This window comes from Lewinella sp. IMCC34191, from assembly GCF_003390935.1.
Classification (GTDB): Bacteria; Bacteroidota; Bacteroidia; order Chitinophagales; family Saprospiraceae; genus Neolewinella.
The window spans coordinates 112,510-126,970 of record NZ_QNQZ01000006.1; the positions used below are offsets into that span (position 1 = coordinate 112,510).

General features: G+C 58.4%; 12 protein-coding genes. 4 read left to right on the forward strand and 8 right to left on the reverse strand.

The window, feature by feature from the left end; translation table 11 throughout:
* Positions 1-44 precede the first annotated feature (44 nt).
* The 4 genes from DRW39_RS12930 to DRW39_RS12945 form a co-directional block, all read right to left on the reverse strand.
* Positions 45-719, reverse strand: coding sequence for an SGNH/GDSL hydrolase family protein (locus tag DRW39_RS12930; protein WP_116107474.1), 675 nt, complete (start codon positions 717-719; stop codon positions 45-47).
* Positions 720-790: 71 nt separating this feature from the next.
* A complete protein-coding gene (locus tag DRW39_RS12935) occupies positions 791-1,642 on the reverse strand; it encodes an IS3 family transposase (RefSeq protein ID WP_232830146.1) in 852 nt (283 codons plus the stop codon).
* A complete protein-coding gene (locus DRW39_RS12940) occupies positions 1,642-1,959 on the reverse strand; it encodes a transposase (RefSeq protein ID WP_116107476.1) in 318 nt (105 codons plus the stop codon). Before DRW39_RS12940 ends, DRW39_RS12935 begins: the two co-directional genes overlap by 1 nt.
* Positions 1,960-2,018: 59 nt before the next feature.
* Positions 2,019-3,497: a lipopolysaccharide biosynthesis protein gene (locus DRW39_RS12945; protein WP_116107477.1), complete on the reverse strand. Its 1,479-nt coding sequence runs from the start codon at positions 3,495-3,497 to the stop codon at positions 2,019-2,021.
* Positions 3,498-3,584: 87 nt separating this feature from the next.
* Here DRW39_RS12945 and DRW39_RS12950 point away from each other — a divergent pair, with 87 nt between their 5' ends.
* Positions 3,585-4,151 carry a DUF3109 family protein gene (locus tag DRW39_RS12950; protein ID WP_116107478.1) on the forward strand — a complete coding sequence of 189 codons (567 nt, stop codon included), beginning with the start codon at positions 3,585-3,587 and terminating at the stop codon, positions 4,149-4,151.
* Here the strand turns inward: DRW39_RS12950 and DRW39_RS12955 are convergent, their stop codons facing one another.
* The gene (locus DRW39_RS12955) at positions 4,152-5,843 is read right to left on the reverse strand and encodes a M1 family metallopeptidase (RefSeq protein ID WP_232830147.1); all 1,692 of its coding nucleotides are present in this window, start codon (positions 5,841-5,843) and stop codon (positions 4,152-4,154) included.
* Between the two features lie 756 nt (positions 5,844-6,599).
* Between DRW39_RS12955 and DRW39_RS12960 the strand changes: the two genes are divergently transcribed.
* Complete coding sequence (locus DRW39_RS12960; protein ID WP_116107479.1) at positions 6,600-8,102, forward strand: S8 family peptidase; 1,503 nt, start codon at positions 6,600-6,602, stop codon at positions 8,100-8,102.
* 119 nt (positions 8,103-8,221) lie between these two features.
* On the opposite strand, the gene DRW39_RS12965 is transcribed toward DRW39_RS12960, so the two are convergent.
* A complete protein-coding gene (locus DRW39_RS12965; protein ID WP_116107480.1) occupies positions 8,222-9,004 on the reverse strand; it encodes an alpha/beta fold hydrolase in 783 nt (260 codons plus the stop codon).
* Between the two features lie 111 nt (positions 9,005-9,115).
* Here DRW39_RS12965 and DRW39_RS12970 point away from each other — a divergent pair, with 111 nt between their 5' ends.
* Positions 9,116-9,793, forward strand: coding sequence for a hypothetical protein (locus DRW39_RS12970; protein WP_232830148.1), 678 nt, complete (start codon positions 9,116-9,118; stop codon positions 9,791-9,793).
* Positions 9,794-9,905: 112 nt separating this feature from the next.
* Positions 9,906-10,280: a hypothetical protein gene (locus DRW39_RS12975; protein ID WP_116107481.1), complete on the forward strand. Its 375-nt coding sequence runs from the start codon at positions 9,906-9,908 to the stop codon at positions 10,278-10,280.
* 152 nt (positions 10,281-10,432) lie between these two features.
* Here the strand turns inward: DRW39_RS12975 and DRW39_RS12980 are convergent, their stop codons facing one another.
* Both DRW39_RS12980 and DRW39_RS12985 read right to left on the reverse strand, forming a co-directional pair.
* Positions 10,433-11,596 carry a PQQ-dependent sugar dehydrogenase gene (locus tag DRW39_RS12980; protein ID WP_116107642.1) on the reverse strand — a complete coding sequence of 388 codons (1,164 nt, stop codon included), beginning with the start codon at positions 11,594-11,596 and terminating at the stop codon, positions 10,433-10,435.
* 83 nt (positions 11,597-11,679) lie between these two features.
* The gene (locus DRW39_RS12985; RefSeq protein WP_116107482.1) at positions 11,680-14,433 is read right to left on the reverse strand and encodes a M16 family metallopeptidase; all 2,754 of its coding nucleotides are present in this window, start codon (positions 14,431-14,433) and stop codon (positions 11,680-11,682) included.
* Positions 14,434-14,461: the final 28 nt, after the last annotated feature.

Consider the following 14,461-nt stretch of genomic DNA (forward strand, 5'->3'; position numbering starts at 1 on the left):
CTACAGATGCCAGACGCTACAAGGATGGTGGGCGAAGGGAGGGCTCAGTAGCAGCTCCGTACAATCTGGCGGGCCAGAATTTGATATCCCTGCCGATTGAAGTGGATGCCGTCTTCACTATGTACCAGCACTTCATCACCGGGTCGCTCCTGCCAGTCGACCAGGCAGATGCCGTCGCGCTCGGCAATCCCCCGCAAAGTTTCGCTGATGGCCGCCGTGCAGGCTTTGGCTCCCTGGAATTCTTCACTCACGACATCGTCACCGGCCACGGGGGGAGGGGTAAGCAGTACGATGCGGGGGAAATCCTGACCGCGTTCGGCGAAGAATTGCTGCATGCGCGAGAGCATGGTTTCCAGGTTCGTGACGATCTCGTCTTCCCGGTCGCTAAAGCGGTCCTTGCAATCATTTGTCCCCAGGCCGATCATGATCTCATCGATGCCGCCCATTTCGGCGTAGCCGCGACGGAGGTAAGGCGTCAGGTTCTCCAGCGTGTTACGGTCGCGGTTGCCATTTTCCGTAAAACCGAAAGTATTACCGGATAGCGCCGTATTGACCATGGGGCCGCTGTTGCGGATCTGCTGTAGCTGGTATACCCAGCCATCGGCGGCGGCACCGTTGCTATCGCCGATCACCAGGATATTTCGCTTGGCGAGGGGTGTCTGGCAAGCCGCCAGGAGCAGCATCAGGAGTAGAGCGGGAATGTAGAGTAGTCGCTTCATGGGTTTTCTGGTTTAGGAGGCTCCTGTGGAGCTGCTCAGAATAGTGGACAGCAACTTCGCGGCCAGTTCAGCTAGTTAGCAAGTTTTGTTTTCTTTTCATAGGCTTGGCGTACCGTCAAGCCCCGCAGCGTAGTGTGGATGCGGTTGGTGTTGTACCAGCCTTCAATGTAATCGAAAATGATGCTCCAGGCCTGGCGAACGTTGTAGAATTCATACCGGTCAATGCATTCGGTCTTGATGGTCTTGAAGAAGGACTCCGCCACCGCATTGTCCCAGCAATTACCCTTGCGCGACATGCTCTGGGTAGCCCCCATGGCCGCTAGCTCCTCCCGGAAGCTTCCGCAGCTATACTGCGAGCCGCGATCGGAATGGAAGATGAGCTCCTCGGTCGGTTTTCGATTGGCCACGGCCCGTTGCAGTGCGGCGACGGTGGTGGCCTGTGCCGACATTTCATCGCTGATGACCCAGCTGACGATGGCTCGATCGGCCAGGTCCAGTATGATGGTCAGATAGTACCACTGCCGATTGATCTCGAAGTAAGTGATGTCGCTGACCCACTTGGTAGCCGGCCGCTCGGCGGTGAAGTCTCGCCCCAGGAGGTTGTCCGCTACGGGAAAGTCGTGCGCGGAGTCCGTGGTCGATATCCAGCGTTTCTTCCGCTTGGGCCGCAGGCCTTGGCACCGCATGCGCCGCCCCACCGTAGCCCGTGATACACTTACGCCTTGTTGCGACAGGTCGTGCCAGACGCGGGGACTACCGTAGGTTCCGCGGCTGGTCTCGAACGAGCGTTGGATGCGTCCGTCCAGATCGTCGTAGCGCCCTTCGAAGTCTTCCACTTGCTTAGACCACCGGTAATAGCCGCTGCGGCTGACGCCCAGGACTTGACACATCTTCTCGACGGGAAACTCTGTCCGGTGATCCATTATAAACCGGTAGATTTTGCGTCGCTCTTGGAGAAGATGCCGATGGCTTTTTTTAGGATGTCGCGTTCCAGTTCGGCTTCCCGTAGTTGCTTTTTCAGACGGGCGATCTGGCGCTCTTCGTCGGTCAACGCTTTGATGCCCTGGCCGGAGGGCTCCACGTTATTAGCCAGTCGAAATTCCTGCCGCCAGCGGGATAACGTATTGGTGGAGATACCGAATCGGTCGGCAATCTGGGTAACCATAGCGTCGGGCTCGAAGCTTTGCTTGGTTATTTCCAGGCGCTCTTCGCGACTGAACCGTTTTCGTAGTTTAGACATGATGTCGGATTGAAACAATGAAAGATACCGAACCTTACCGTCCGAAGTCACTGTCCAGTTTAGTGAGCACCTCCACCTGCAGCCCCCCGCCCAAAGGTACGAAGGAGCCACTTCCGCTCCAGTAGCCCCACTGCACCAACTGAGACCACCAGCATCAGGATGCGCCACCACATCGCCTCCGAAAAGGTTCCCAGGTAACAGGTTATGGCGGCGATCAGCACGTACAGGCCAAGCCGCCCGAAGGGGTAATCGACGGGAAAATATTTACGCGACACGAGATAGGCCAGGGCACACATCACGAGAAAGCAGGCTAACATCCCGTAGGCCGCCGCATACAGCCCGTAGCGGGCCGTGAAGAGGAGGGGTGCCCCTACGGCGAAGACCGAACCGATAACCGCGATCCCGGCACCGAGCATGGTTTTGTCCGTCAGCTTGTAGGATATACTCAGGTTACTGTAGATCCCAAAACAATAGTTAGCCGCCAGAATGATGGGCAAGACCACCAGCCCGGGACGCACTTGCTGGCCTATGAATAACTGCAGCCAAGGCAGCCCAAGAATGATACCGGTACTTGCCAGCGCACCAACTATTCCGTAAGCGCGCATGGCGTCGGCATAGATGGTCCGGTCAGCGGTAGCCAGGTCCTTACTCGATTGCCGGAAAAAGAACGGCTCGGCCGCGTACTGGTACGCCGTAACAAACAAATTAAGGAACACCGCCATACGGAGCGCGGCACCGAAATAGCCGGACAGCGCCTCGTCGTAGCCCACCAGAATACTGGGCCCCACCAGGAAGTTGGCGATGCCCGCCAGGGAAACTACCGTCAGCGGCATGCTGTAGCCGAGGAGTCGACGATAAGAAGGTACCCCCCGGGCATCCGCCCCACCCTCCTGCTGCTCTTTTATTCGGGTTCGGAACAGGCCGTCCGCCATTAGCACGAAGAACCGAAGGGCGGAAGCCACTGCTAGTGCCATGAAGTAGTAGCCGATCTTGAAGTCGGCATTGTAATAGTCCGGATGGTATTCCGGCAAATACAGCAACAAGAAATAGAGTAGCGCTACGTTGACCACTACGTTACCTAGATTCACGGCAACGAAGAACCAGGCCCGTTGCCGTAGGCGCAGCCGGGCCTGAGGCACCATACTCAGGGCGTCAAAGGCAACGGTGATCAAAAACAACTGGATGTAAAGCGTATCCGAAGGAGCCTGAATCACCTCCCCAAACCAGGCGGGGAATGACAGCAGCGGGACGATGACCACCAACGTAAGACCAAGCACCAGCCGCTGGGTCCGGCGGAAGATCGCTTGCGGATCATATTCCCCACGACTGGCGAAGCGAAACAGCGCCGTGTCCATGCGAAAGACCAGCAGCGCAATCAGCAAGGCAACCCAAAACATAAGGTTGCTGATCTGGCCGAATTCGTCGTCCGACAGCACCCGTGTAATAAACGGGGTGACGGCTACAAAATTCAACAAGCGGCCGAGTATGCTGCTCAGCCCGTAGACCAGGGTTTCTCCGGAGAGTTTCTTTAAAGACACGTTGCAAGGTAGGACGCAATTCAACGATAGGCCACCCGGCCTTGGTACCGGCCTTGCGTACCTTTGTGCCACTCATCTTTACCTTCTATGTACATTATCGGCTCCATCCTGGTCAGCGATGACGTCACCGACGAGCACTTCGCCTGCAATCTCGCCGCCTGCAAGGGGGCCTGCTGCTGGGAGGGCGACTACGGCGCGCCGCTCGAAGAAGAGGAACTTCCCATCCTGGAGGACATCTACCCCGCCGTCTCTCCCTACCTGACCCAAGCCGGACGCCAAGCCATTGCCGAACAGGGGCTGTACGTACGCAACGGCAAAAGCCACGATACCCCACTGGTGGACGACGCCGCCTGCGCCTACATGACCCTCGACGAGACCGGTACCGCCCAGTGTGGCATCGAGCGGGCTTATAACGACGGGGCCATTGGCTGGAAGAAGCCCATCAGCTGCCACCTCTACCCTATCCGGGTGAAGAAAAATCCGCAGACGGATTTCGAGGCGCTTAACTACGATGTCTGGGACATCTGCAGCGCCGCCTGTAGCCTCGGCGCGCGGGAGAAGATTCGCATCTTCGAATTTGCTAAGCCCGCTCTGGTCCGGAAGTACGGACAGGCGTGGTACGATGAGCTGGCCGCGGCCGTCGACCGGCCCTAATTATTTTTCGGGCTGCTGACGCTGAATATCGACGAGGAAACGCGACGTATCGATCCGAACGTCGTCCATTCCGAAGCCCTTGCCCATCGGCTGCCAGTTTTCCGTGGTCAATAGCCTGACGGGCTCGTCCTTAATGAAGACGCCCACCGGCATGGCGAGCCCGAGCACGTCCGCCTGAAGGCGGTACTCGACCTGCTCTCCATTGTGCCGGAGCTGAAGTACGGGCACGGTGGGGTGCATCAGGTACTGCCGGAAGAAAGGTTGCAGATCCGTACCGGCGTATTCGCTGAAGTAATCGACAACTTCCTTCGTGCTCACGATGCTGCGCACGTGGTCTTGATAGAAGCTGCGCATCATGCCGAAAAATAGCGGATCATTGTCCAGGACATTCCGCAGGGTATGCAGCATCCAGGCTCCCTTATAGTAATGGTCGGAGGTCTTGAAGTCGGTAAAATTCACGCCTAACGGGCCGAGCATAGGTTCCTCGTTCGTTACAAAGCGGCGCTGCGATTCCAGGTACCGGCGCGCATCTTCCTCGCCATAGTGATACTCGACGTAGAGTGCCTCCATATAGGTAGTGAAGCTCTCGTGGATCCACATTTCGGCGTGGTCGGCCACGCTGATGGAGTTACCGAAGTACTCATGGCCGGCTTCGTGCACGATGATGTAATCCCAGTCCATATCGCTGGGGATAAGCCCCCCCAGATAGCCGCGCATATACCGGTTCCCGTAGGCGATGCCGCTCTGGTGTTCCATACCCAGATAGGGCGTTTCGATCAAGGCGAAACCGTCATCCCAAAAGGGATACTTTCCGAAGTAGTGCTCGTAGGCTTTGAGCATGGCCTCCACCTGCTTGAACTGCTTACGTGCCTTGGCCACGTTGTAGTCCATCACGTAGTAGTCCAGCGCCAATTCCTCCCCGTCCGCACTCTGATAGGTATCCGAAAAGTGGGTATAATGCCCGATGTTGATGGATACGTTGTAGTTATTGATGGGGTAGCTCACGAACCAATCGTAACGCTTCTTACGCTCGTCCTCCAATTCTACCTCCTCACGTAGGTTGCCGTTACTGGCCGCGAAGAGCCGTTCGGGTACGGTGATGCTGATAAGCATGCTATCTGGTTCATCACTCAGGTGGTCCTTATTTGGCCACCATAGGCTCGCCCCGTCCCCTTCGCAGGCCACGCCGACCCAGTAGCGGTTCCGCTGGTCGAGCGCCCAGACGAAGCCCCCGTCCCAGGGGGCATTCTTTGCCTCGGTGGGTTGCCCGCCGTACTTAATCCGCATCCGGTGACGGGTACTGTCTGCCTCCATACCGGCCGGCAGTTGTACGAAGACGGCGTTCTCCTTGCGCGTGTACCGCAGGTTCTTTCCGGCCTGCTCGATGCGGTCGATCTCCAGATTTTCGTACAGATCCAGTTGCAGAATGGGCAGTGGCCCGGTAACCAGGTACTCCATATCCACGTAGCCATCGATCAGGTGCTCTACGGGGTCCACGTCCAGGTGCAGCTCGTAATAAGTTACGTCGTAGTTCGCCCGGGCGGGCCCGAGCGTTCCGCGCAGACTATCGGCCTCCGTAAAGGTCCGTCCGCTAAAGTAATCCTGGCTGGGAGGCGGCAGGTAGTTGTTTTGCGCCGTAGCGCAGGTAAAAAGCATTGTCCCGAGCAGGAACACCATTAGAAATCGAACCATACGCAAATAACGCACCCCCGGCCCTTACCGTCTAATTACCCGCCCACTTTTAGCAAAGCCTTAAAGAAAGGAAGGACTACAGCGCAGTCCATCACCCCTACGTCCTCTAGGACAGCAGCGCACTCCAACCTCCCTAACCCCGTGCAAAGCGCGGAAGAAACCGCCAACCCACTCAGGACTGCAGCGCAGTCCAACCTCCCTAACCCCGTGCAAAGCGCGGAAGAAACCGCCAACCCACTCAGGACTGCAGCGCAGTCCAACCTCCCTAACTCCGTGCAAAGCGCGGAACCACCGCCACGTCACTCAGGACTGCAGCGCAGTCCAACCTCCCTAACCCCGTGCAAAGCGCGGAAAAAACCGCCACATCACGCAGGACTGCAGCGCAGTCCAACCTCCCTAACTCCGTGCAAAGCGCGGAATAACCCCCACATCACTCAGGACTGCAGCGCAGTCCAACCTCCCTAACTCCGTGCAAAGCGCGGAATAACCCCCACATCACGCAGGACTGCAGCGCAGTCCAACCTCCCTAACTCCGTGCAAAGCGCGGAAAAAACCGCCACATCACGCAGGACTGCAGCGCAGTCCAACCTCCCTAACTCCATGCGAAGCGCGGAGAAAAAAGAACAAACCCATCCAAAACCCAATCATCCAAAAACAAAAGCCTATTTTCAGCCACGGAAACCAAATAAGGTTACCCTTTCCAAAAAAAGCACTACACCTGCGCTCCGCCGCAATAATCCGCTCCAACCCACCGCTATGCAGAGAATCTTACTCTTCGCCTCGTTTATATCCTTCGTGCTGACCGGCTGTCAGAAAGAGATCGTAGAAGTCACCGCGGACCGTACCGACCCCCTCACCCGGACCGAACTGAACGCACGGGTAGAACGGCAATTACGGGAGACGAACAAAGTATTCGAGTGGTCGGACGCCGAAGACCTCGTCGTGTGGTCGGCGCTCACGCTCAGCGATCACCAGGCCGTTCTGGGATACCAGCCCGCCGGCTTCGACGACATCGAGGGGCGCATCCACGAGATCGACGTTACCACCGGTGCCTGGAAGCAGACACGGGATGCACTGGTGGCCGACCTACGGGCCGCCACGGAGCGCCTGACCGGTACGGCGCCGCGGGACGAAGACCTGTTCGTCGCGGAAGAAGACGGCATCCTGCCCATCCTGGAAGTCCGCATTCTTCATCCGGAGGTCCTGACCGAGTTTCGCGGTCGCCCCGAGGTCCGCTACCTGGAGCCCAGCAATTACACGGCCGAAGAGGTACAGTTCCGCTCCGACTCCGGCTGCAGCGGTGCCCCCGCGGCGGACGTGGATGCGGAGGACTACGGCACCACCGCTTCGGGCGCCAAGGTAGCCTGGAACTACGGGCCCATGGGCATTCCCGAAGCCTGGACGCGGACGCAGGGTGACAACATCGGCATCTGCATCATCGACTCAGGCACCTACCCCGAGCAGGATCGCCTGAACGGGAACTTCGGCAGCGGCCGGGAACTTACCCGCCTAGGGGTCTACCAACCCAGCTGGTGGAGCAGCCGCACCGACGGTCCGGACGATCAGTGTGGGCACGGAACTCAAATGGCCGGCCTGGCCACCGCTCCGCTGACCACCACCGGCAGCTCGGTCGGTGTAGCGTACAGGAGCGATTTGCTCGCGATCCGGGCAACCAGCGACGTCATCATCAACGCCAGTAAGGAAAAGCGCGGCGTAAAGGATGCGCTCGTGATCGCCGGACAGGACGCCGGCACGCAGATCGTCAGCATGTCCATCGGTGACGTATTCAGCAGCGGGACGGTCAAGGATGGGATCTACTACGCCCATAACCGCGGTAAAATGATCCTGGCCGCGGCCGGAACGAGCCTCAGCTGGACCAGCTGGTATGGCGTCATCTTTCCCGCCAATATAAGCCAAACGGTAGCCGTTACGGGGATTCAGACCGGCACGCCCTACCTCCGCTGCAACACCTGCCACGACGGCAGCGAAGTAGATTTCGTAGCGGTCATGCAGCGCCGTGAAGACACGGGCCGGTCAACCATCACCCTGAGCCGAAGCGGTGCAACGCCGGGCTACGTCGGCGGATCCAGCGCGGCAACGGCCACGACGGCCGGTATCGCCGCCCTGGTCTGGGCGACCAACCCCGGTCAGACCCGGGAACAGGTCCTGCAGCGAATGAAGGAAGCTTCGAGCCTCTACCCCAATCGCTCGGGCAATTTCGGATGGGGTACGGTGAACGCGGACCTGGCTACGCGGTAGCTTCGTCTGCCGAACGCAGCGCAGCGGAGTTCGTCCGCCGAGGCGGGTTCACGACACGGTTGAGACTGTCGCCACGACCCGCCGGCAGAAGAGCGCCCGCTCGGCGGACGACTGATGCGTTACGCCGCCGAAGGCTGCCGCTTACCGACCTGCTGCAGGAAGTTGTTCATGATGCGGTTGAACTCCTGGGGCCGTTCCATCATGGGGGCGTGGGCGCACTTGTCGATGAAGTGGAGTTCGCTGTCGGCGATCAGTTCGTGGAATTGCTCGCCAACGAAGGGCGGCGTGATCGTGTCCTGTTTGCCCCACACGAGGAGCGTCGGCGAGGTGATGGCATCGAGCTTATGGGCTAGGTTGTGCCGGACGGCGGATTTGGCGGTCATGACGATACGGATGCCCTTGTTGCGGTCATTTACCGTATTGTAGACTTCATCGACGAGTTCTTTCGAGGAGGTTGCCGGATCGTAGAAGGTACTCTCCGTTTTCTTCTTGATGAATTCGTAATTATTGCGCGGGGGGAAACTGTTGCCCATGGCGCTTTCGAAAAGGCCGCTGCTGCCGGTCAGCGTGATGGAAGCAATGCGTTCCGGATGATCGATAGCAAACAGAATGCCGACGTGTCCTCCGAGGCTGTTGCCCATCAGGTGTACGCGGTCGAAGCCTTTGTGGTCCACGAAATCGGCCAGGTGATTGACCAGGCCGGCCAGGGAAACCTTGCGGAGAGGCAGTGAAAAAATGGGCAGCGTAGGGATGACCACGTTGTAGCGGCTCCGAAATTCCTCAATCTGCGCCCCGAAATTACTCAGTCCCCCGAACAGACCGTGTAACAAAAGCAGGGGTTCGCCCGGCCCGCCCGTTTCCAGGTAGTCGAACTTGCCCTCTTTTTTCATCTTCAAATCCATGAGGGGAAAATTACAATTTAGGTGGCACTCTTCCGGGTACAATTTTTGAACGGTAAGGGTGCGTGTATAGTTTGTCATATAAATCATTCCAGCATTACTACCCTATCGCTTTTGCATTATTCCGGTCTGACCGACCAATTCTGGGCGCTTACCCAGATGCAGCGGGCACACCAACGTCTAACGGATGTACCCGGCCTGGAATTTTACCGGCTCATGGGTTCCGGCGGGGGCAACGGCTTCAGCGTCCGGCCGAACCTGGGTGTTTACGCCTGGCTCGGGCACTGGTCCACCCCTGCCTACGCCGATCGTTTCTTTAGCGGCCACGAGTGGTACGCCGAGGTGCGGGAGCGCACCGACCGTATCGTCACCTTCCAGCTGGAAGCCACCATGGCCCACGGGCAGTGGGGCGGCACACTACCCTTCACGGCTCACCCCGATCGCTATAATCCGCAGGAACCGGTGGCCGTCATCACCCGCGCAACCATTCATCCGACGAAGCTTCCGGATTTCTGGCGCTACGTGCCACGGACCAGTGCCTCGGTATACGACCATCCGGCTCGTCTACTTAGCCTGGGGATTGGCGAATACCCCATCTTCATGCAGGCGACCTTCAGTATATGGGAATCGGGGCGGGCCATGACCCAGTACGCCTACGCCAGTGACTACCATAAGGAAGTGGTGCAATTGACCCGCCAGCGGGGCTGGTACCGGGAGGAGATGTTTGCCCGTTTTCGCCTCCTCGGCAGCGCGGGATCCTGGCCCGATCTCGACTTGAGCAAGTTGAAATAAACCCCTGCACCCGCGGCGACGTTATTGTGTATAGACTGTTAAAATTCCGTTTTTACGAAATTTTCGCGGTACCTTCTTTTCGAAACTTAATGCCGCATTTGCGGTCTGCCCTATGCCACAATTTTCCTGGAACATCACCGGCTTTCAAGGTGCGCAGTATAAGCTTGGTCTCTTTCATGGAGACAAGACACAGCACGTGGTCCTGCACTGCAACGATCGCGTCGTACAAATTGATTTCGGTGTCCGAGAGTCCAAAACCTACACCGTTTTCCTCGATCAGGAGCTCTGCGAAGTAAGCATCGATCACACCGGTGGCAATCACTACGATTATTCCTGCCGCATCAATCGGGAAGCCGAAACGCCCCTTAACCAATTTCGCAAATCCCACCGGGATAGTCAGACCCGCATGGAACGAACGCGGATGGTCGTGGCGGGATGCGTGGTGCTGTTGGTGGTGTTTTTTTTGATTGGTAGTGCTATTGCTTAATTCGCGAGGCCCTTCGCTCGCTTGGCTCGCTGCGGACCTCGCTGTTGGGATGCCGTCCCTTCCAGGGCGGGGTGCGGGGTGCGGGAGCTACCCTACACTATTGCTGGCGGGCCTTGGTGGCAAGAACCTTCGGTTACGGGGACGTCAGTTATTTAGACGGGGACGACGCGTACGATACCGGTGCCCTCGATACTGGCGTAGATATAGCCGTCGGGACCCATGCGGACGTCGCGGAGGCGGCCGATATTTTTGATGATATCCTGTTCGCCGGTGACGTCGGTGCCATCCAGGTGGACGAGTTTGAGGAAGCTGTAGCGAAGACTGCCGACCAGCAAGTCGTTTTCCCAACCTGGGTAGCGATCACCGGTCACGAAGGCCATGCCGCTGGGGGCAATACTGGGGACCCAGTAGTGGATGGGTTGTTCCATGCCGGATTGGGCGACCTCCTGGGTAATTTGCGTACCGTCGTAGTTGATGCCGTAGGTGATGACCGGCCAGCCGTAATTCTTGCCGGCCTCGATGATGTTTACCTCGTCGCCCCCGCGCGGGCCGTGCTCGTGCTCCCAGATGGCGCCGGTTTCCGGATGCACGGCCAGGCCCTGGAGATTGCGGTGACCGTAGGAGTAAATGGCCTCCTTCGCGCCGGGATCACCCACGAACGGATTATCCTCCGGAATCTCGCCGTCGGCGGTGATGCGGTAGACTTTGCCGCCGTCGCGGGTCGTATCCTGGGGGTTTTCATCGCGGTTACCGCGGTCACCAATGGTGAAGTAGAGGTAGCCATCCTCAGGCCCCCAGACCATCCGGCTTCCGTAGTGCTGCCCCTTATCGGTTGCCGGCCCGCCATCGTAGAGGGAGGTAAAGTTCTCGAGCTGGGTGCCGTCTTCACTAAGCTTGCCCCGTCCGACGGAGGTGAAGCCGAGCTCACCACCTTGCTCGGGGCGGCTGTAGGTCAGGTACACGTAGCGGTTGTCGGCAAAATCCTGATCGAGTAAGACATCGAGCAATCCTCCCTGCCCGGCGTCGCGGACCTCCGGGGCTCCGGAAATTTCCGTCGAGCTATCGCCGTCGATGAGCAGGAACCGACCGTCCTTGACCGTCGCCAGGATGCGTCCGTCGGGCAGCCAGGTAAAACCCCAAATGATGTCTTCGTAATCAAAGACGGTTTCCGCTTCCACGCCCGCGGCGGTCAGCATCATGGATGCTTCCCCGTCAGCCGCCCGGTCCGGTGCGGTAGTGGTTCGTTCCTCCGTTGTGTCGGAGGTCGTATCACAGGCGGTAAAAGGAAGCAGGAGGAGGAAGCAGAGATAGCGCATGAGGGCAATTACATTAACGAAGGGCGGGGCCGCCGGTAAGATACCGACGGCCCCGCCCAAAGTAACGCGCTTTCGCTAAAAGGTTACGGCTTCTTGACCGATTCGGTCTTGGCAAAGTCGCCGGCCCGTAGCAGGACCATCTTGTCCACGTCGATGTACTTCTCGATTGCGGCATTAACGTCTTCCGGCGTGAGGCTCATCATCTGCTCTTCGAGCTCCTTGCTCCATTCCATGGTTCGATCGAGGTAGGCGTTGTCTTCCAGCTGTCCCGCCATGCTGCGGTCCTGTGCGCGGCTTACGGCGGCGTTCTGCTTCCAGCCACTTTTCGCGGCCGTCAGCTCCTCTTTGGTAAAGCCTTCGGTACGCACCTTCTCGATTTCCTCGCGGAATGCCTTTTCCAGGGCCTCCCGGTTTTCCGGATTGTAGATGGCATAGGTCATGAAGATGCCCCGGTCATCCAGCGAGCTGGCGCTAAACTGGCTGCCGACACCGTAGCTGAGTCCGTCTTTCTGACGAATACGCGTAGCCAAACGGCTGTTCAGGAAGCCACCACCCAGCATATAATTGCCCATGACCAGCGCGGGATAGTCGGGGTTCTCATCATTAATTGGCAGCGTCTGCACGGCTACGAACCAGGCATTGGCCTTATCGGGCGTTTCGATCTTGACCATATCGGGGTCAACCGCCGTGTACTCCCGCGGGATACGCTCGAAAGCGACCGGGCTGTCCCAATCACCGAAGTTTTTCTCCAGCGCGGTTTTGACGGCGTCGACATCCATATCTCCGCTGGCGGCGAAGGTCGCGTTAGCTCCCCCGAATACTTCTTCGTAGAAGGCCTTGACGTCATCGACGGTGAGGTCCTTCAGGCTCTCGACCTGTTCGTCAAAGGAGGGAACGTAGTAAGGATGTCCCTTCGGGTAATCGCCGGTGCGGCGCTGCATCTCCTGGAAGACGATGGCCTGCGGGTCGTTACGCTGTTCGTCGATATAGGCGAGTTCTTCTTTCACCATCTTATCGAATTCCGACTTAGGGAAAACGGGATGGCGGGCTACCTCTCCGATCAGGTCGATTACTTCCGGGAGCCGCTCGTTTTCGGCCTCGATGTTGAAGACCAGGGTACCGTTGCTACCGTAAGCATTGACGCGGGCTTTAAGCTCGTCGAGCTTATCCTGTATCTGCTGGCGGTCATACTTTTCCGAACCCATCATGAGCATACGGACGGCCTTCTCTCCGGCTTCGGAGCGCCCCTCCTGGGATTCGAGGTCGCCGAAGCGGAATACGAGTTGGGCGTTCACGCTGTTGCCGCGGGTTTCCTTGGGCAGCAGCATGTATTCGATGTTATCATTCTCGCCCAGCGTTCCGGTAACGGTCCGGCTGTCGATATTTTCGTAGGAAGGATCGAACTCCTCCCCTTCGGCAATCGCCTCGCGCCCTTCATAGCCCTCGGTGATCGCGTTGAGGTCATTGACCTCGGGAATGTCCGAGCGATCCGGCTGCTCTACCGGATAAAAGCGGCCGACGGTACGATTCTGCGGCTTGAAATACTTCTCGGCTACGCGAATGACATCGTCGACGGTCACCTGCTCCACGCGGTCGCGGTAGATGTAGCCCAGGCGCCAGTCGCCCTGCGCGATGTAGCTGCTCATGAGCAGACCGACGCGGTTGGCGTCCCGTTGATTAAGCTCGAAATTCTTAAGGATACCATCCTTGGCGCGCTTTACCTGCTCCTCGGTGGGCGGATTCATGGCCAGGCTGTCCAGGGTATTCTTCATGGCCGTCTCCACGTCCATCAAGTCGTTCTCCTTGAGCACGCTGGCATTAAAGAACGCGTAGCTGGGCTCGGCCAGGGCGGGAGCATAGCCCCACATGCTGCTGGCATCACCGTTCTCTACGATAGCCTTATAAAGGATGCCGCCAGGCTCGTCGACCAGCGTATTCATCAGCACCGCGACGGCGGGAAAGTCCGGGTGGGGGCCGGCGGGCACGTGATAGGCTGCCTGGACTACCTGTACGTCCCCAACTCGCTTCAATTCGACAAAGCGCTCACCGTCCTGGACGGGTTCGCGAGTATAGGTGGGATAGAGTTCGCGCTCGGGGCGGGGGATGCTGCCGAATTTTTCTTCAATCAGCTCCAGGGCGGTTTCCGGGTTGAATTTTCCGGCCACGACCAGCACCGCGTTGTCGGGCTGGTAATACTTCCGGTAAAAACCCTGCAACCGCTCGATGGGAACGTTCTCCAGGTCGGCCTTGGAACCGATGGTGGACTTACCATAGTTGTGCCAGAGGTAGGCGGTACTGAGTACCCGCTCCATCAGCACGCCGGTGGGGTCGTTTTCCCCGCTCTCGTACTCGTTGCGGACGACCGTCATTTCGCTTTCCAGATCCTCGGCGGCGATGAAGGAATTGACCATACGGTCGGCTTCCATATCGAGGGCCCAATCGAGGTTCTCGTCGGTAGCGGAAAAGGTCTCGAAGTAATTCGTGCGGTCGTACCAGGTGGTTCCGTTGGGGCGGGCGCCGTGCTCGGTGAGTTCCTGGGGGATATTGGGGTGATCCGGCGTACCCTTGAAGACCAGGTGCTCCAACAGGTGGGCCATACCGGTTTCTCCGTAGGCCTCGTGGCGGCTACCCACCTTATAAGTAACGTTGACCGTCGTGGTGGGTACGGACTGGTCGGGAAAGAGCAGGACGGTCAGTCCGTTGTCGAGCTCGTACTCGGTGACCCCTTCGACGGAGGTGATCATTTCGGGACCATCCGAAGCATCCTGGGCATGCAGGACGGTCAGTGGTATACCAAGACAGCACAGAAATAGGGTGAGATAGGCAAGGTTGTGCATAGTGACGGGTTGATTAGGTAGTAAAGGA